Below are 19075 nucleotides of genomic sequence, written 5' to 3' on the forward strand. Positions count from 1 at the left end.
GGAGTCAAATAGATATAGTGCTTGAAAAGCTCTTAATGGAGTATATAACAAATTCACGTAATATCATTTCATCTGAAGGACTTGAAGGTATTTTTCATTATCTCGAACATGGCGAATATGAGATGTCATTTGAGGGCTTAGTTATTGAACTTTATTCGATTGGTAAGTATCCTATCGATTTTAATTTTGACAAATGGAGGTATACAGCTATCTCTTTAGGGTTAGACACGGAGTCTGTTTTTGATGACCAGTTCTGGAATAAATTCAATGATTGGGGATCAGCGTATTCATATTAGTAATGCAAAATTATTTATCGAACCTTGATTGGCCTCATAGGGCTGTTGACAAAATAAAAATGATCCCTCAAATAAAATGATATTAAAGCAACCGTGTAGAATTTGTTCTCTACACGGTTTTATTTTTGGATGTGTTCGCAAATGATGGAAATAAATAAAGAAAATCAACATCAGTTCATGCTTTTTAATTTGGAAGACTGTATCCCAGCAAATCACTTACTACGCTCTATAGAGAAGGTTGTAGATTTTTCGTTTATATATAAGAAAGTCCAGCATTTGTACTCCCCAATTGGCAGAAAATCAATTGATCCCGTCATACTTATAAAAATGCTACTTCTTGGGTATCTGTATGGCATTCCTTCTGAAAGAAAGCTAAAAGAACAAGTGCAATTGAATCTGGCATTTCGATGGTATTTAGGATTAGGTTTGGAAGAATCCATTCCGGATCATTCGACACTTAGTCAGAATCGCCGGCGCAGATTTAAGGAGAGTACGATCTTTCAAGAAATATTCGATCATATCGTTTCAACATGTGTATCTTCAGGGCTTGTGACAGGTGAGGGGATTGTCACTGACTCTACACACATTAAAGCTCATGCTTCCGATTACCAAAGCGAAAAGGTATGGAAAGAGCAAACCCTTTCGGACTATTTAAAAGAACTAGAACAGGAAGTTCATAGACTGGAGAAGAAGCTACAAGATAAACGAGAAGTTCAAGGGAAGAAAAAATGTGGTCCTTCTAAGCAATCCCCACCAGATAAATCTGAACGAAAAGAAGTCAAGCGTAGCACGACAGATCCCGATTCTGGTTGGCTGAATAGACCACAAAAGCCGGTCGGTTACCACTATCTCGGACATACAAGTATAGACACCAAACATGGAATCATAACGGATATCCATGTGACCCCAGGCAATGTAAATGATAACGACCCCTATGTAGAGAGGCTTTCCCTGCAAAAGACTAAATTTGGATTGTCCATTCAAAAAGTTGGCGCCGACAAAGGCTACGACAGTTCCCTGATTCATCACGGATTAAAAAAACTAGATATTCAGGGTTATATCGCCCCTCAGCAACATAGTAGCATCGATAGTATTGATGGAAAAAATTTATTTATGATCCTGTAATGGATACGTATATTTGTCCAGCAGGAAAAAATGTAGGGTTCACTTATATATCAAGGAGGGGAACTCATTATTACCAGATCTACACAGCAAAAACGAAGGATTGTAAAGCTTGTCCTCTAAGCGACAGATGTTTTACCAAATCAAAACCCTATCGCAGCATAACAAGACCCCTATTTCATGAAGCATTGGAGCAAAATAGAACGCGATCCAAGACACCGGAGTATAAGCGAATTCAACGTCTGCGGAGAATATGGTGTGAAGGAACCTTCGGTACGATGAAGCAAGTGCACAATCTACGCAAGACATACAAAAGAGGCATTCGGAACGCACTCGAACATTGCCTCTTTTCGGCGTTGGCCATGAATCTAAAAAGGATGACAAAAGCGATGATCTATAGGGGAAAATGATGCACCGCAGGGTGTTTGCTGAAGATTATTCAGTTAAAAAGATGCTTAAAAGTTAAGATGGGCCCGGAAATTTAATTCCGAACCCATTTTGTCAACAGCCCCTCCTTGCCTTTCGAGGTTTATTTTTTACATACTATAATAATAACAAAACCTATTTTGGTAGTACGACGCCTTAAGCCGTCTAACCGCCGTCATTGACGCCGAAGTACACCTACAATGAGCCAGTGATTTGATCCAAATTCAGTACGCATACGGAAGTGTACTCAAGAAGAAATACGACGAAATCGGCCGCCTGATCGAGCAGATCGATCCGAAAAACTTGAGCAAGCTATTCTATCACGATGCGAACAACAATTTGGTCAAAAGCATCGACCGCAAAGGTCAGGTTCATCAGTTCGGCTACAGCAACCGTAACTTCCTCACAAGCAGCACGACGCCAATCCCAGAAGAAGGCGTTACGTATGCGTATGATGAGGGCGGCAATCGCATCGCGATGACCGATGCAACGGGGACGACGAGATATGCGTATTTTCCAACGGGAGAATTGCGAACGATCACGTATCCCGACCAAACCACGTTGAGCTATGAATATGAGGCGAGAAGCTTACGAACGAAGCAAACCGTAACGACGCCGACGTTTAGCTCGTCGATGACGGTGAACTACGGCACGATGTTTTCGCATCCAACGTCGTTGCAAGTCACCGATCGCAACAACACAGCGTTAGCCACGATGAACTACACCTACGACAAATCCGAGACGAACTTAGCGAAGCTAAGCATGTCCAACGGAATCACCGAGACCTACACCTACGACGGCTTAAATTTAGCCCACATCCAACAGCACCAAGGGGCGACGCCATTTGGGCAGTATCAATACAGCTATGACCCTAACCGCAATATCACCAGCAAAAATGAAAACGGCACGCCGTTCACCTTCACCTATGACAAGCTCAATCGCGTTCAAACGAACAGCCAGTTCAGCGAGACGTACACCTACGACGCACGTGACAATCGCAGTACGCTAACGACCGCCAATCCACCTGTGCAAAAAGGCGCTCAATACAGCTATGACTCCCGCAATCGCTTAACGCGTGCAGTCACCGAAGACGGCAACACCGTTACGTACCGCTACAACGGTGACGGCCTGATGGTCGAGCGCAGCCAAGCTGGCGAGACCACACGCTACTACTACGACGACCGCAAAATCATCGTCGCGGAAGGCAAAGTAGAGCCTAGCGGAACCGTTACACTCACGTATGCCTATGCTCATGACCCACGAGGTCGCTTACTGGCTCGTCAAGTCGCGAGCACCAATCAAATGCAGTACTACGTAACCAACGGCCACGGTGACGTCACCGAGCTTCGCGACAGCCAAGGAACTGTGCTGAACACATACACGTATGACATTTGGGGCAAGCCGCTCATCGCGTCGGAGAAAGTACCGAACATTTTTCGCTACTCTAGCGAGTATTGGGATAATGCCACAAACCTGCAATACTTGCGTTCTCGTTGGTACGACCCAAACATTGGAAGATTCACAACCGAGGATGCGTATGAAGGGGAAATGAAAGAGCCTCTAACATTGAATCTGTATACGTATGTTGAGAATAATCCTTTACTTTACCATGATCCAAGTGGTGAATTTAGCGTATTAAACTGTATGCGTCGCTGTTTTTCTGCTGGAACAAAGGTACAGACGAAAGACGGCTACAAAGCGATAGAAGACATTAAAGTCGGGGACAAGGTTCTCGCCAAAAGCGAGGAAACAGGCGAGTTAGCGTATAAAGAAGTAGAAGAGACCTTCCAGCGTGAAGTAGAAGAGACCTATCACGTTACCGTCAAGGATACGACATTTGTCACGACAGATGAGCATCCGTTCTGGGTATCTGGTGTTGGCTGGATAGAGGCAAAGAATCTCAAGGTTGGCGATAAGCTGATTGACAATGAGGGCAAGGAATATGCTATCGAGAGCATTGAGATTAAAAAAGAGCACACGAAGGTTTATAATTTCAGAGTAGATGGCTACCATAACTACTTTGTCACCGATTTGAAAATCTGGACGCATAACTGCGGCGGAGGAGGCGGTGGAGCAGGTGGAGGCGGAGGATTTAGATTTAATTTTTCTGGAGACAGTGATGTTCCTTCTCCTAAGCCAAGCGCGGTCCCATCTGTAACGCCGCCTAAGCCGAAGATTAGTGAGTCAAAGGTAGCTAATTCGACAAATATAACTAGCGGGTCAAGTAAAACTCTAGTACCTACGAAACCCAATGGTGGAAGTAATGCTAAAGATTTTGTTAACCCGCATGCTGAAAAACATTTATATGATCCGAGTAAAAAATCAACTCCCAATAAGACACAATATGGGAAAGATGTTGATGTTGCCAAACTAAGAAAAGAAACAGTGACAAACCCTGATAGGGCGTACTCTAACTGGCCTAGTCCTTACAATCCAAATAAATATAGAATTACAAAGTACTATAAAGAATTCTACGGAAATATCAGTACACCAGATACTCGAACGGGAAGCCACAGAGTATTCATTCATCATGATAAGCCAAACAGAAGTTCTCACTTCCCTTATTTTCCAAGAAAAAAATAGATTAAGTAGGTGAAAGAACGTGAGTATATTTTTATATCATGCTTATTTACCTGAAAATCATGAACATCATGTAGCACTAGAGGAAATCATGAACGAAGGTATCAAGCATTCGACAAAATCAAATGAGCGATACAGTAACGGTGGAGCAATAAAACCCGAGTTAACTAAACAACTCAAACCATCAGGGGTACCAGTTTGGGTTAATTTTGAAGCAGTGATAGGTGTAGATTTATTCAATCGATTTTCAAAGTCATTTTTTTTTCCTGTGTTTACAGATAAAATTCAAGTTTTTAATAGCGAGGTATCTCTTTCCATTTATGATCAAGCATTTTATGAGGATTTGAAGGATTTCGATGAAGAAGCTTTGAATTTTGATACAGGGGAAACCATTGAATATTGGATTAGTGAGTACTGGAAAAGTATGATAACGCTTGAAGAATATTTGTTAAAGAAGCCATTTCAAAAACCAGAAGTGCTGATTTTTGAAACTGTCCCTCCAGAAATTATTCAAGTGTGTGAAGATAACGCATAGAGACTTCACTTCTCAGCAACAAGAATAATTTGTGAGTGTAAGGGGCATGAAATGAAAAACATTGAAATTGATTGTAATTTTAATTATTTGGGACCAAGCCAACCTGCTTTATCCGTTAAGGAAGTAAATGAGTTAAATTTACAGCACAATGAACGTGTTATTGTATTTCAAGTCGACGATGAATGGACTGGAACCGTTTTGTTTGATGGAAATTTACCTGCAATGTATCAGTGGTATGTGTTGCTAGATTAGATTATGTGTTTGAGAACCTTGATAGGAGATCTCTCCGAATCAAGGTTCTATTTTTTAATGCTTTGACGGTTTATAAACTAGGATACGTATGAAGCGGAACTGCCCCTCCACTGACGTTGAATTTGTATACGGATGTGGTTAACCCTCAAATGATAGCACGGATTTAAGCACTACTTTTTATGAAGCTAAGCTTGTTAATATTCTGATTCTAAAAAAAAGCGCGAACAAGGAGTTGTTAACTCTAGATCAATGTTACCGATATGCTCTCCTTAAGGTAGACACGTTAAATAACATCACCTGTTCCTACGAGCGGAGCTTTTTCATGCCCAACGTATCTTATGGTGCGTCAGCTCAATTTGCTATTTTCCTCGAAATTGAGTATCGTCAGATTGGCGCAATGGCTGCCCAGTGCCCTAAACACGACTAACACACGACACAAGGGAGAATTATGTACACAATTAGCAGATTTTCTCAACTTTGCAAAATGAGTGCTCGCATGTTGCGACACTACGATAAGGAAGAACTCTTGAAGCCCGTGCATATCGATACAACGAACGGGTACAGATATTATGAGAAGTGTCAATTAGAAACAGCATTGCGAATCAAGAAACTGAAGGAATATAAATTTTCCTTACCCGAGATCAAATCGATCCTTGAAACATCAGACAGAGAACAAGTTACCGATCTGATGCACACGAAAATAAATGAATTATCCATCGAGATCAATCGCAATAAACAGATCATTGCAGAAATGCAAGAAATGATTGCAACCCAAGTCGATTTAATTGGCGGAGGTAGAATATCTTATGACATCTTGCTCGGCATGAGAAACGAGGTCAGTGTCATCAGTCAAAGATTGCAGATTAACATAGCGGATATGGACAAGTATATGGATTCCTTATACGAACAAGCGGGAGAAAGTCGCATTCAGTTACTTAGTGTTCCGTCTGCTGCTTTTTTCGATGAAGAGTTTATTCCTGAACACTGCGATATGGAGTTGATGATCCCGATTACGCATGCGAATGATGGGGCTGCATCAAGGGACTGGCAAATCAAAAAAATGCCCGAAACGTTGGTTGCTACTACTTTGCATATCGGAAGTTATGACTACATCGGATACGCATATGTGGCACTTGAAGAGTGGATAGAAAGCAACGGCTATAGCTTGGATGGTCTGCCGTATGAAACGTACTTAAAAGGGTCAGAATGTGACTGTCCTGTGGAGGAGTATGTAACGCAGGTTTATTTTCCTGTCATCAAAGGTGAAAAATAATGGCTTGACCTTGACATAATGTCAAAGCTTATTCTACTTCCATGAGCAAGCAAGCTAACCGCACATAAAGGAGTTTATAACATGAATAAGATGATTGTATTATGTTCAGGGGTCCTATTAACAGCCGGAATCTTGATGGGAAGTACGCAAAATACAGTTGCTGGGAGTCCAAGCGTGAAAAATCAAAACGTGAAAAATCAAACCTTAGGCAAATACACCATGCCTGAAGAAAGTAGCAAACATGAAGGCACATGGCTACAATGGCCCCATAACTACACATACGGTAAAGGCCATAAAGAAAACCTTGAGGACATTTGGGTAGAGATGACCAGTGCTTTAAGTGAAGGGGAAAATGTTCATATTATCGCCTATGATAAATACGAAAAGGAATATATTTACGATCTTCTGTACGATGAAGGTGTAAATATGGACAAAATCGACTTCTACATTGTTCCTACTGACGATGTATGGGCAAGAGATACAGCACCTATTTTTGTATACGACAATGATAACAATCTTAAACTCATGGACTGGGGATTTAATGGTTGGGGTAAGAAAACGCCGTATAAAAAAGATGCTCTAATCTCCAAAAAGCTGAGCAAGCAATTGGGTATGGAAAACATTGATCTCAATGAAGTCGTACTTGAAGGTGGAGCATTTGAATTAGATGGTAATGGTACATTTATATCGACGCGTAGTGCTGTTACGAATAAAAATAGAAATGCGCAATTTACAGAGGCTGAAATTGAGGAATATATCGCAGAAAACCTGGGTGCTACGAATTTCATTTGGCTAGACGGTGTGCCAGACCTGGATATTACGGACTTCCACATTGATGGATTCGTTAAATTTCATGATAAATCCACCATTGTAACGATGGACAGAGACGGTTTAGAAGAATGGGGAGTCACCAATAAGGATATTAAAACCCTTATGAATGCAAAGAACGCCGATAACAAGCCGTATAAGTACGTGAAATTGCCGATTAGCAAAAACAATGTCGTTCTAGATAGTGGCAAGAAATTAGGGTACAGAGGTTCATATATCAATTATTATATCGGGAATACAGTTGTATTAGTTCCGAACTATAATGACCCAAATGATAAAAAAGCTAACGATATGATTCAAAAGCTATACCCTGATCGTAAAGTTATCGGCATTGATGTGAGAGAGCTTTATAAAGACGGTGGCATGATTCATTGTGTTACACAACAACAACCTATCGATTTAAAGAAGTAGCAGTTGTCTACTCCTGTTGGTCGTACGGTGAGAGCACCTCTAAGTTGGCGAGTATGTTACCATACTTGCATCCACTTAGGGGTGCTTTTTATTTTTTCGTATATTCGTGCTGCAATTTCATGTTCCTTGCGGGGCATTTATGAACGCTAAATGCTCATGAAGATATTAATTAATAGTTTTATTATCGGAATAATATGAAATTGTATTGTATACAACTGGAAAGCGTGATATTATCGGAACAATCCTCGGATGCCTACCGTCATAAGTTCGTCATTCCGTGGATACAAATGGTGATATTACATGATGCAGGGGGATGTACAACGATGACAAAGAAAACGTTAACCTTATTGTTTATAGGACTTGTAACAATGGTTTTGGCGGCGTGCAGCAGCCAGAACGGAAATACGAAGTCGGAATCTGGACAAGTGGCGCCTGCTGCGACCGGAGCGACTGGTTTGCTTGGCGAAATCAAGGCGAGCGGCAAGATTCGAATCGGCACAGAAGGGACGTATCCTCCGTTCACTTATCACGATGATAGCGGCAAGCTGACAGGCTTCGATGTTGAGATTGCACACGAGGTCGCGAAGCGGTTAGGTGTAACGCCGGAATTTGCCGAAGCCAAATGGGACGGAATGTTCGCTGGGCTGGATGCCAAACGATTCGACATCGTCGTGAATCAAGTATCTATTACCGATGAACGCAAGCAGAAATATGACTTTTCGAATCCGTACAGCGTGTCGAAAGCGGTGCTTATTGTACATGCAGAGAATCAGGATGTAAAAGCATTTGCGGATATAAAAGGCAAGCAAGCGGGCCAATCTTTGACATCCAATTTAACCGAGCTGGCGAAGCAAAATGGAGCAGAAATTGTACAAACGGATGGCTTTAATCAAGCGATAGAGTTGCTTGTGTCGAAACGAATTGACGTGACCGTTAACGATGGTCTATCTTTCTTGGATTTCAAGAAGCATCGTCCAGAAGCGAAAGTAAAGGTCGTCGCTGAGCATCCGAATGCTTCGAGCAGTGGCGTACTGCTGCGTAAAGGCGAGCAGGAGTTGCTCGATGCGATTAACAAAGCACTTGCTGACATGCAAGCGGATGGTACCTATCTGAAGATTTCACAAAAATATTTTAATGCTGACATTTCAAAATAGTTGGGTGATGGCTCATGGATAAATATGTAGACATCTTCATTCAGTCACTATGGCCGTTATTCAAAGCCGGACTGCTGTTCGTTATCCCTCTTACCTTGCTCTCATTTGCTATTGGACTTATTCTCGCTTTACTGACGGCCTTGGCTCGCCTATCACAGATTAAGCCGCTCGTATGGCTTGCTCGATTTTACGTGTGGATCATTCGCGGCACACCGCTGCTCGTACAGTTGTTTATTATTTTTTACGGACTCCCAAGTATAGGCATTACAATTGGAGCATTACCAGCAGCCGTTATCGGGTTCTCACTAAGTGTTGGTGCGTATAACTCAGAAGTCATTCGCGCAGCCATTCAGTCGATTCCGCAAGGACAATGGGAAGCGGCCAGTTCGCTCGGTATGACACGCAGCCAAATACTCCGTCGTATCATTTTGCCGCAGGCAGCACGAGTATCTGTACCGTCTTTGTCCAATTCATTCATAAGCTTAGTGAAAGATACATCGCTTGCTGCGACGATTACTGTAACGGAGATGTTCCAGCGCGCGCAGCAAATTGCGGCAGCGACGTACGAACATTTGCTTATTTATTGCGAAGTGGCGCTCATTTATTTGTTTTTCAGCACCATTTTATCTGCCTTACAAGTAAGGGTGGAGAAATATTTTGAACGCTATATTGTTCGATAGGAGCAGGAACATGATTGAAATGAGAGATGTGCGCAAACATTTTGATAACGTACCGATCTTGAAAGATATTAGCCTACATATGAAAAAAGGGGAGATCACGGTCATTATCGGTCCTTCTGGCTCTGGAAAGTCGACCTTGTTGCGCTGCTTGAACTTACTTGAGCAGCCGACGAGTGGCTATATACGTATAGCAGACACGGAACTTCATTTTCAGGAAGGGAAGTCGCTTAAGCACGCAGACTTGATGAAGCTGCGCTTGCACACGGGGATGGTATTTCAGTCCCACCATTTATTCCCGCATATGACAGCACTGCAAAATGTAATGGAAGGACTCGTTACGGTACGACGTCGAACGAAAGCAGAAGCGCATTCCATCGCATTCAAGCTGCTGGAGAAAGTGGGCTTGGCGGATAAGGCTAACGCGTATCCATTCCAATTATCGGGTGGGCAACAGCAGCGCGTAGGTATTGCAAGGGCGCTGGCTTTGGAGCCGGATGTGCTGTTGTTTGATGAACCAACCTCCGCGCTTGATCCCGAGATCGTGGGTGAAGTGCTCAAGGTTCTGACCGATCTGAAGCAGGAAGGCATGACGATGGTTATCGTCACTCATGAAATGCAGTTCGCACGATGTATAGCGGACACCCTTATTTTCATTGATCAAGGTGTGGTCGTGGAGAAGGGGACACCAGCTCAACTATTTGATACGCCAACTCAAGAGCGGACGCAGCAATTTTTGCACCGCTTAAATTGGATGAGCGCTTAAGTGAGTTTTAACGTTCTAACGTGCCCGCGTACCCTCGTTCCGATGCTTTAATGCTCCATCAACAACAAAGACAGCGATTGGTGTGAGAACACCGTCGCTGTCTTTGTTGTTGAACACTATCATTTCCGCTGTAGTTAGCGTTGCAACTAGGACTACTGCTTCTTCACACCTTTCATAATCATGTTGACAAGCTCTCTGCTGTACGTCTCCGAGTCAACGGTTTTCGTTACGGAAGAGTTAAGCATGTACTCGCCAATTGCGCCTTGAATCATGTTCGCTACCACCGTGATATGGAAGGCTCCAAAGATGCCTTGTTCCTGCCCGTCTCGCAGTATTTGTTGTAGTGCTACCAAAAGCGTATCTTCATCATCGTCATCCCCGAGCTTATAGTACGGAACATTATCAGGGGTTCTGCCGTTGAACACGATCTCGATGAGCGCGGTTTGATGAGCGTGATGGGTGCCCTGATAAGCTAGGCTGGCAACGATAAAGGCTTCCAGCTTCTCCGCGGGTGTACGTTCAATGTGTACCTTCTCCAATATATGAGAAGAGGAGCGTTCTACAAGCTTGCTAAGAAGATGATTCATCAAATCATGTTTATCCGCAAAATGATACGAAATCAACGCTGTGCTGATTCCCGCCCTTTTCGCAATCTGAGCTAGACTGGCTTTTACGTACCCAATATCATCAAGCGTGTTGATTGCAGCCTCGATGATTTGTTCACGTCTTGCTGCTGCGATAAACGACTGTTTTCCTTCAGTTTGATTATCTTTGTTCATCATATACCGCCTCGATTATTACGTGTTGTTATGGTTGTGCGCTCGTTCTCTTTTACTTAATGAACCTAGTATAACAAAAGCCATTACGATAATAGGAATAATTAAATTTTTAGGGTCTGTGAACATCTGCACTAAAAAAGGTTGAGCACTTCCTTGAATCACATGTTGGATAGCTCGTATGACCAACATGATTAAGCCCGACATGAGCATCATGGGAATCATAAACAAGCCACCTTTAAATACGGACCAAGCGGAAGACTTACCTAGAACGAATAGGGCAGTTGACACTAGACATAAGATACCGCACAGCAGCAGAAAAGCGGGTCTGATCCAGTTATACCAAGGAACATCTGCTTGCGCCAAAGTGCCGTACATAAACCAAGTATACCATAGCGCTGCCCCACCTAGTGATGCACTTAATAACGGCAGTATATTTACAAACCAATCGGTTGATACGCGTCTTTCTTGTTCTTGATTGTTGTAATTTGAAACCATGTTATCCACCATCCTGATTGATTGTTTAATTAATTATTTGATCAATCAATCAAATAATAACACGCGTTTATTTCTCCGTCAATGTGAGGACAACGAAATCCGTAGTAGCCTGTCGTGAAAAGGTTTACCTCCAACATCCACTTTTGGTATAGTGAGAATCTACTCAATCAAGGAGGACGGAGCATGCAATACTACAAGCCTATTGAGATTGCAAGAGAACTTGAAATTAGTACAAGTGCATTGCGACATTACGAATCGTGGGGAGTCGTGCCAGCACCTGAGCGTGGTGCTAATGGTTACCGTCTGTATACGAAGGTACATTTAGCTTATTTTCGCTGCCTGCGCGCCATGTTTCCCGGGTTCGGTGTCAAGATCACTTGTGACGTTCTGCGTCATATTCAACAGGCTGAAATGGATATCGCCTTTTGGCTTGTGAATAAAGAACAAGCTGATCTCCAACAAGAAAAAGTCGTTGCTGAACAGACGATAGCTTTTTTACACAAGCCGGATATCCCTTTGTTTATGAATAAAAAGCTGAAAAGCCATATGAACATAGGTGAAGTCGCTACGTTTACGGACGTTCAACAGTCTGCCATTCGGCATTGGGAAAAAGAAGGGCTGCTTTCACCTGAACGTAATCCTGAAAATGGATATCGCATTTTCACCCCGATGCATGTGCGGCAAATTTTGCTTATTCGTACGCTGCGCAGGACGGTTTACTTTTTGGAAAACATGAAGGAGATTGTACAAGCTGTCGAACATCAAAGCATTGAAAAGGCAAAAAAATTGACAGAGGATGCGCTATTGACGATTCATTATCGCAACCGCCAGCAGTTCTATGGCGTGCATCAATTAGTAGAATTGTGCAAAGAAGTAGGACTTATGGACCCGAAGCCGGGGTGTTAGGTGTGCTAGCGGCAAGAGCGAATAATTCAATTAGAAATGAGGGGTGCGAAATGACAGAAGCAAGTTGCCGTGCAGAGCATTTTGTCGAGCAGCTCATGGCATGTGGATCGCCGGATGGAGCGGAAAAGGCGCTGCGCTACTTTAAAACGGGCAAAGGTGAGTATGGCGAAGGTGACGTGTTTATCGGTGTGAGAGCGGGCCAGTTGGCCAGTCTGTGCAAACCATTTATCGACCTGCCGCCCAGCGAAATCGAGAAGTTGCTGGAAAGCCCGATTCACGAGGTAAGGGCAGGCGGACTGCACATAATGGCTAAACAAGCAGCCCATAAAAAAACGCCCTCCAGCCGCAAAAAAGAGCTGTTCGAGCTTTATATGAGACGTACAGATCGAATCAACAATTGGGATTTAGTTGATGGAAGTGCGCGTGATGTCGTTGGCGGCTACTTGGTAGATAAGCCGCGTGATATTTTGTACAAGCTTGCACGTTCGGCGGATTTATGGGAACGGCGCATTGCGATCGTTAGCACCTCGTATTTTATTCGTGAACATGACCTCACGGACACGTTTAACATTGCGGAAATGTTGCTGAACGACAAGCAGGACTTAATTCATAAGGCAACGGGCTGGATGCTGCGCGAAGCGGGCAAAAAGGATCGCTCACAGCTCGTAAGCTTTTTAGATCAACATGCCGGAGTTATGCCACGGACACTGTTGCGTTATGCCATTGAACATTTTGATCAAGCGCAACGAGCTCATTATATGGGCCTAAAAAAGGTGCGCTAGTGGCGGGTCATCAACGTTAAACCGCGTACGCAAGAACAATTGGAAAAAATGGGTACAAGCCGCTAATGAGGGTTATACAACCGTTACTAAAGAAGGAAAATTGCCATGTGCAATCTGCCGTTGAGAATAACACGAAAGCGAAAAGAACCACTCTCGGATACATAATCCGAATAGGTGGTTCTTTTTTGTGGCAGCTGTAATTGCCGGAATGTGTTTACGATTGTACGGGGCAACATCTCGCAAGTATTGGAAGTCAATACGCTACTGGGGATGTCTGCGAACAGATTGCTGCCTAAAAGCGCCAAGGCGGCAGGAATATCGTTCAGCCAGCTCCTTGACAAAATTATTGATTATTCACTATATGAAAGATTAAATGATCAAATTTTAGAAAAAAATAGCGAAAATTCGTATACAAATATCTTTATATGTGATATTTTGTAAAGGGTATATATGGATATATAACAAACAAATTGAATTGGAGGCTTGTATATGAAATTGAAAAAGTTTTTGGCTGTATTGATGGTTGCTTCAAGTTTGACCGTTTTTGCTCCGTCTGCATTTGCGATGCCTGGTATGGGTGATACGAAAGAAGCGGCGATAAAAATTGACTTCGATGTTAAAATTCATGGCTATTTGCAAGACTCTAAAGATTATGATTGGTATACGTGGGAGAACAGAACAGGAAAAAACAGATTCCTTCACTTCTCTGTTTCTACAAATTCAGAGCATTCCGGTCTTTTGCTAGGAGCAGTTGTTGATTATCCTTTTGGCCAAAGATCCATACCTTTTTATTCAGATCCGACGAATAAAAGATCTTTAAATCTGACCAGTATTTTAGTCCCCCCTTTTGGAAAAATCTCGTATTTTATAAGAAATACGGGCGACAAGATCGAGCCTTATCACATTCATAACTTCAATTTTTCATATGAGCGCCCAGGAGATGTTCCGGCAAGCAACAAGCAACTTATAAAGCAGTAAAGTAAAGCGCAAAGAAAAGTCGCCAATTACTCGGCGGCTTTTTCTTATGTACAATTTAAACGAAAAATCCCCTCCAAGGAGACAAATGGTCATTTCCAATGTCCGCTCAAAGGGGAAGCGTGTGAAAAGCACCTATTTATATGAACTTTAATTCTATCTTTAGTTGGCGAACAACAACGTATAATGACCAGGGCCGAACCGTTTGGATAAGACAACGACGTACAATGTCGCTCCCGCTGGCACAGCCAAATTGCTTATCGATTGCAAATTGCCCGGCCCCGTGTCTGGCGCAAAAAAGAGGCTGGACTCAAAGCCGTTAGCGTACCGAAGCTTAAATCCTAAACGGTATTCTGCGTCACTACTGCTCGGCTGCAAACCTACAAATTTCGTTTCACCGTTAATGGCGCGGTTCGTCCATTTAAACCAATCTGCATCGTTGCTATGAGACAAAAAGAGGGTAATGTGTTTGTTTGGTGTGATAGCGAGTGCTTCTGCTTGAGTATCGCCAATCCCTACAGCATGCGGTCGGATTTCACCTGCAAAAGCACTTTGCGTAAATCCCACACTCATTGCACAGACAAGAAGTGTTGTCCACAACGATTTAAACCTCATTGTCATTCCACCCTTCATTTTATGTAGAACGATTTGAATCTCGGTGCCTACTTTACCAATAAAAGACATATAAGTACATCCTACAAAAGGTTTATTTAATCTTGAGCCATTTGCGATGTTGCTAAATTTTTGATGTAATGATGTAATAGAATAGTAAATTTTTGTTGGTAGGTAGAGGAGGTCATATGAAGGCCATGAAAGCAGAATACGAGCCTTATACTGGAGAACTTATAGAAGCACCCCAAACAATTATACGTGACCACATGGATTGGCCTTCCTCTTTTCCGTTTATGGTTTCGACGACAGAAGGGGTAAGTCCGGGATTTCAGCGAATGCATTGGCATCATGCCCTAGAAATTAATTATATTCGTCGTGGACATGGATTCTACTTAATAAACGGAATTAAATATAATTTTGTTGAGGGAGATATTTTACTCATTAATGCGCATGATTTGCATCGGGCGTTTGAGAATGAGGATTTAATGATGGACGTATTTTTGTTCGATCCGGCGCTATTGGCAGTCGATTTACGTTATGATCCAGAACTGTTGCGACCGTTTCGCGACATCGGTATTCATTTTACAAATTTGCTTGATCGTAATGCCGACACGATACCAGAACTCGTACAACTGCTGCAACGAATTAAAGGTGAAATGGACAACAAGGACATCTCTCATATTCCTTTGGTACGAGCTTTGTTAACGGAATTTCTCGTACTCGTTAACCGGAATTTTGCCGTGCAGCATACAGGGCCTGCTCCGATGAAGCATCGCGGTATGCTCGCCCTAAAAGAAGTGATCCGCACGATGGAACAAAATTTATCTTTTCCATGGACACTGAAACAATTAGCAGATTTGGCCCATTTAAGCCCTTCGAGATTTAGTGCCCTATTTCAACTAGCAGTGGGTACATCACCCTTAGATTACCTCATCCAATTAAGACTCATACATGCAGTCCACTTGCTGGAATCAACCGATCTAAAAATTATTCAAATTGCTGCTGATTGCGGCTTTAGAAACTTATCTAATTTTAACCGGCTGTTTAAGCAACAAGTCGGAAAATCTCCAAGCGAGCTTCGTCATCAGCAAGGCGGAACAGATGGCATGATTTAAACGCAGAACAGTAATATAGTATCTGGTTATACCTGTTTAGTAGTAGTTTTCTCGCTTTTAAAAGGTGTATGCTAATGATATAAAACAATTGAAAGCGCAATCTAATCTTCCAGAGCTTGTTCAAAATGATAGTGACAGGAGAGGTATAATGAGCATCTATCTAGGTGTGGACGCGGGAGGAAGCAAGACACATGCGTTATTAGTCGATGAAAATGGAACCATTCTTGGCAAAGGTTCGGCTGGTAACGGCAACCACCAACTCGGTCGCGAAGTAGCAGAGCATAACATACGTGCGGCTTGTGAGGAAGCACTACAGCAAGCTGGGATTACGAAAGAAGATGTAACGTTTGCTTACTTTGGCTTGGCCGGCGCTGATCGGGAGCCCGATTATGTTATTTTGCGCCCGATGATTGCTGGACTAGGTTTCAAGCAGCATGCATTGGCTTGCGATACGATGATCGGCATGCGTGCTGGCACGAAGCGTGCCTATGGGGCTGTCATTATTTGCGGCTCTGGCTTTAACAGTGCTGCGCGCAACTCGCAAGGCGAGGAGTTGCAGTATGGTGGGTTTGGGTTTAAGTATGGTGATGGCTATGGTGGCGGTTCGACCTTGGCGATGCTTGTTTTTCGCGCAGTCATTCGCGCATGGGACGGTCGAGGTGAAGCAACGGCGTTAACGACACTCGTCCTGCAAGCGATGAATTATACGACTGTGGAAGCACTGTACAACGATGTGTTGGATCATCGAGTGATGATTCCACGCGATCTTGTGAAAACATTGTTTGTAGCTGCTAATCAAGGTGACGAAGTGGCGAAGCGCATTTTACAAGAAGAAGGCGCCGAGCTTGGTAATGCCGTATGTGCACTAATTAAACGTTTACATATGACGGAAGAGTCATTCGATATTGTGCTAATTGGCAGCGTGGTGACGCGCGGTAGCGGCCCTTACCTCATTGATGCGATTCAACAACGAATTAGTCAAGCCGCGCCTCACGCTCAAATCGTTCGTTTGGAAGCGGACCCTGTTGTGGGTGCAGTCATGAGTGCGATGGATCACGCTGGATATACAATTGATGCAGAGCTTGACGAGCGTTTAAAGTCGTTTCAATTTGAAAAGGTGGAGGCGTAGCACGTCTTCACATCTAGATTGATAGGAGGCTGACAACATGTCAAATCAAGTAGGATTAAAAATTGCCGTAATTGGTGGAGGTTCTTCCTATACGCCTGAAATCGTTGAAGGCTTTATTCGCAATTATGACCAAATGCCGATACGTGAGTTATGGCTTGTAGATATAGAAGAAGGCAGACATAAGCTGGAAATCGTCGGGAACTTAGCGAAGCGCATGGTGCAAGAAGCTGGCGTACCGATTGAAGTCCATCTGACCCTTGATCGTGAGCGTGCTATTGAAGGCGCGGATTTTGTGACGACGCAAATGCGTGTCGGATTGCTGGAAGCACGTAAACGCGACGAGCATATTCCGATTAAGCATGGTGTTATTGGCCAGGAAACGACTGGGCCTGGTGGCATGTTGAAGGCGCTGCGTACGATCCCGGTTATTTTGGACATTTGCCGTGATATTGAGCGTTTGGCACCTAATGCTTGGATGCTGAACTTTACGAATCCGGCAGGGATCGTAACGGAAGCTGTGGCGAAGCATAGCCGCGTGCGTTCGATTGGCTTATGTAACTCGCCGATTAACTTCCAGAAGTTTTTGGCGGAGCAGTATGGTGTGGGTGAGAACGAGGTGCTGCCTGAGTTCGTAGGCATTAACCATCTGCACTGGGTGACTTCGGCTTCTGTAAAAGGAGAAGAAAAGCTTCCAGAATTGTTGGACGGTGGGTTAACTTATACGGCGAAAAACGTGCCAACTACAGGTTGGGACGCTGAATTTTTACAATCACTAGGTGCAATCCCGACCTACTATTTGAAATATTTTTATATGACCGATGTGATGTTTGATGAAATGCATTCGGCACTCGAGAAGAGCGGAACACGTGCAGAAGTCGTGAGTCGTGTCGAGACTGAATTGTTCGAATTGTACAAAGACGAGACTGTGCGAGAGAAGCCGAAGCAGTTAGAGCAGCGCGGAGGAGCCTATTACTCTGAAGCGGCTGTGAATTTAATGAAATCGTTGTATAATGACCGTAAAGATATTCAGACGCTAAACGTAATGAACGGCAATATTTATGACTTCTTGCCAGCAGATGCAAGTATTGAAATCAACTGTGTCGTGACGGCACAGGGCCCGATTGCATTGCCACCAAAGCGCGTGCCTGAGCATATTAAAGGGCTATTGCATGCGGTTAAGACGTACGAGCAGCTCACGATTGAAGCAGCTATAACAGGCGACCGCGGAATTGCACTACAAGCGATGGTTCATCATCCGCTAGTCCCTTCCGTTGCTGTAGCGAAACAGCTTCTGGATGAAATGTTAGAAGCAAACCGTGCTTATTTGCCACAGTTTTTTAATAAATAATACAAAGGCCTCTCCGATAAGGAGGGGCCTTATTTTGTGGAAAAGTACAAATTGGCCGTCTCCATACGGACAAGACAGCATACAATGCAGTATCCCGCAACTAAGGGAGGAACAATTCGTGAAGCAAACAGCATTAAACAGCATTGGCGGGGTGTGCGGAGTAGTGCTGACCTTCATGTTCGGAGAGTGGACCCACTTGTTGACATTGTTTATGTTGACGATTGCCGTTGACTACATCTCCGGCATCGCCGCATCGTTGAGAGAAGGTAAAGGGCTAAGTAGTCTCGTAGGCTTCTGGGGGTTAGCAAGAAAGGCATTTATGTTGCTTATCATTACGTTAGCGCATCATATGGATAATGCGTTAGGTACATCGTGGATTAAAGATGGTTCCATATACTTCTATTTGGCAAACGAACTCATTTCCATTACTGAAAATTATGGACGTCTGGGATTACCGTTACCGACTAAAATTAGAAATATTATCGCCTCATTAAAGTCGGAGCCCGACAAAGAGCTGCCGAGGCAACCACGAAAAAAGCAGTGATTATAGCGGAAATGTGTGAATGAAAGGCGAGGGTACAAACCAGTGCAATTTTGTACGAATATCATGTCAG

General features: G+C 43.4%; 21 protein-coding genes and 1 pseudogene. 19 read left to right on the forward strand and 3 right to left on the reverse strand.

The annotated features are described in order from the left end of the window. Positions 1-17: 17 nt before the first annotated feature. The 11 genes from KIK04_RS17915 to KIK04_RS17960 all read left to right on the forward strand — a co-directional run bounded on the left by KIK04_RS17915 (position 18) and on the right by KIK04_RS17960 (position 10320). Positions 18-296, forward strand: a complete 279-nt coding sequence (locus KIK04_RS17915; RefSeq protein ID WP_232274962.1) for a hypothetical protein — start codon at positions 18-20, stop codon at positions 294-296. Between the two features lie 141 nt (positions 297-437). Next, positions 438-1421 (forward strand): IS1182 family transposase, encoded by a 984-nt coding sequence (locus KIK04_RS17920; RefSeq protein WP_232274963.1) that lies wholly within the window; start codon positions 438-440, stop codon positions 1419-1421. Then, positions 1421-1828 carry a transposase gene (locus KIK04_RS24465; protein WP_442951102.1) on the forward strand — a complete coding sequence of 136 codons (408 nt, stop codon included), beginning with the start codon at positions 1421-1423 and terminating at the stop codon, positions 1826-1828. The genes KIK04_RS17920 and KIK04_RS24465 overlap by 1 nt, the downstream gene beginning before the upstream one ends. A 229-nt stretch (positions 1829-2057) precedes the next feature. Continuing rightward, on the forward strand, positions 2058-4427 hold the full coding sequence (locus tag KIK04_RS17925; RefSeq protein ID WP_232274964.1) for a polymorphic toxin-type HINT domain-containing protein: 2370 nt from the start codon (positions 2058-2060) through the stop codon (positions 4425-4427). Positions 4428-4446: 19 nt separating this feature from the next. After that, complete coding sequence (locus tag KIK04_RS17930; RefSeq protein ID WP_232274965.1) at positions 4447-4959, forward strand: DNA polymerase III; 513 nt, start codon at positions 4447-4449, stop codon at positions 4957-4959. 51 nt (positions 4960-5010) lie between these two features. Continuing rightward, positions 5011-5211, forward strand: a complete 201-nt coding sequence (locus tag KIK04_RS17935) for a hypothetical protein (RefSeq protein WP_232274966.1) — start codon at positions 5011-5013, stop codon at positions 5209-5211. A gap of 448 nt (positions 5212-5659) precedes the next feature. Beyond that, positions 5660-6484: a MerR family transcriptional regulator gene (locus KIK04_RS17940; protein ID WP_232274967.1), complete on the forward strand. Its 825-nt coding sequence runs from the start codon at positions 5660-5662 to the stop codon at positions 6482-6484. 81 nt (positions 6485-6565) lie between these two features. Next, a complete protein-coding gene (locus KIK04_RS17945; RefSeq protein ID WP_442951103.1) occupies positions 6566-7723 on the forward strand; it encodes an agmatine deiminase family protein in 1158 nt (385 codons plus the stop codon). 323 nt (positions 7724-8046) lie between these two features. Beyond that, complete coding sequence (locus KIK04_RS17950) at positions 8047-8877, forward strand: amino acid ABC transporter substrate-binding protein (RefSeq protein ID WP_232274968.1); 831 nt, start codon at positions 8047-8049, stop codon at positions 8875-8877. Between the two features lie 14 nt (positions 8878-8891). Continuing rightward, a complete protein-coding gene (locus KIK04_RS17955; RefSeq protein ID WP_232274969.1) occupies positions 8892-9557 on the forward strand; it encodes an amino acid ABC transporter permease in 666 nt (221 codons plus the stop codon). Positions 9558-9567: 10 nt separating this feature from the next. After that, positions 9568-10320 (forward strand): amino acid ABC transporter ATP-binding protein, encoded by a 753-nt coding sequence (locus KIK04_RS17960; protein ID WP_232274970.1) that lies wholly within the window; start codon positions 9568-9570, stop codon positions 10318-10320. Positions 10321-10472: 152 nt separating this feature from the next. Here KIK04_RS17960 and KIK04_RS17965 read toward each other — a convergent pair whose 3' ends face one another. Continuing rightward, complete coding sequence (locus KIK04_RS17965) at positions 10473-11102, reverse strand: TetR/AcrR family transcriptional regulator (protein WP_332329980.1); 630 nt, start codon at positions 11100-11102, stop codon at positions 10473-10475. A gap of 15 nt (positions 11103-11117) precedes the next feature. Beyond that, positions 11118-11594, reverse strand: a complete 477-nt coding sequence (locus KIK04_RS17970) for a hypothetical protein (RefSeq protein ID WP_232274971.1) — start codon at positions 11592-11594, stop codon at positions 11118-11120. A gap of 183 nt (positions 11595-11777) precedes the next feature. Here KIK04_RS17970 and KIK04_RS17975 point away from each other — a divergent pair, with 183 nt between their 5' ends. The 4 genes and pseudogenes from KIK04_RS17975 (at position 11778) to KIK04_RS17990 (ending at position 14260) form a co-directional block, all read left to right on the forward strand. Then, positions 11778-12500 carry a TioE family transcriptional regulator gene (locus tag KIK04_RS17975; RefSeq protein WP_232274972.1) on the forward strand — a complete coding sequence of 241 codons (723 nt, stop codon included), beginning with the start codon at positions 11778-11780 and terminating at the stop codon, positions 12498-12500. Between the two features lie 50 nt (positions 12501-12550). Continuing rightward, complete coding sequence (locus tag KIK04_RS17980; protein ID WP_232274973.1) at positions 12551-13282, forward strand: DNA alkylation repair protein; 732 nt, start codon at positions 12551-12553, stop codon at positions 13280-13282. A gap of 231 nt (positions 13283-13513) precedes the next feature. Then, positions 13514-13723: pseudogene (locus KIK04_RS17985) on the forward strand (hypothetical protein); the annotation flags it as partial. A 48-nt stretch (positions 13724-13771) separates the two neighbouring features. Then, on the forward strand, positions 13772-14260 hold the full coding sequence (locus KIK04_RS17990) for a hypothetical protein (RefSeq protein WP_232274974.1): 489 nt from the start codon (positions 13772-13774) through the stop codon (positions 14258-14260). Between the two features lie 159 nt (positions 14261-14419). Here KIK04_RS17990 and KIK04_RS17995 read toward each other — a convergent pair whose 3' ends face one another. After that, the gene (locus KIK04_RS17995) at positions 14420-14941 is read right to left on the reverse strand and encodes a hypothetical protein (protein ID WP_232274975.1); all 522 of its coding nucleotides are present in this window, start codon (positions 14939-14941) and stop codon (positions 14420-14422) included. Between the two features lie 116 nt (positions 14942-15057). Here KIK04_RS17995 and KIK04_RS18000 point away from each other — a divergent pair, with 116 nt between their 5' ends. The 4 genes from KIK04_RS18000 to KIK04_RS18015 all read left to right on the forward strand — a co-directional run bounded on the left by KIK04_RS18000 (position 15058) and on the right by KIK04_RS18015 (position 19005). Then, positions 15058-15984 carry an AraC family transcriptional regulator gene (locus KIK04_RS18000; protein WP_232274976.1) on the forward strand — a complete coding sequence of 309 codons (927 nt, stop codon included), beginning with the start codon at positions 15058-15060 and terminating at the stop codon, positions 15982-15984. Positions 15985-16132: 148 nt separating this feature from the next. After that, on the forward strand, positions 16133-17113 hold the full coding sequence (locus KIK04_RS18005; protein WP_232274977.1) for an N-acetylglucosamine kinase: 981 nt from the start codon (positions 16133-16135) through the stop codon (positions 17111-17113). A 37-nt stretch (positions 17114-17150) separates the two neighbouring features. Next, positions 17151-18461 (forward strand): 6-phospho-beta-glucosidase, encoded by a 1311-nt coding sequence (locus tag KIK04_RS18010; protein WP_232274978.1) that lies wholly within the window; start codon positions 17151-17153, stop codon positions 18459-18461. Between the two features lie 118 nt (positions 18462-18579). Next, the gene (locus KIK04_RS18015) at positions 18580-19005 is read left to right on the forward strand and encodes a phage holin family protein (protein ID WP_269671035.1); all 426 of its coding nucleotides are present in this window, start codon (positions 18580-18582) and stop codon (positions 19003-19005) included. Positions 19006-19075: the final 70 nt, after the last annotated feature.

The sequence above is a fragment of the Paenibacillus sp. 481 genome (assembly GCF_021223605.1).
Taxonomy (GTDB): Bacteria; Bacillota; Bacilli; order Paenibacillales; family Paenibacillaceae; genus Paenibacillus_B.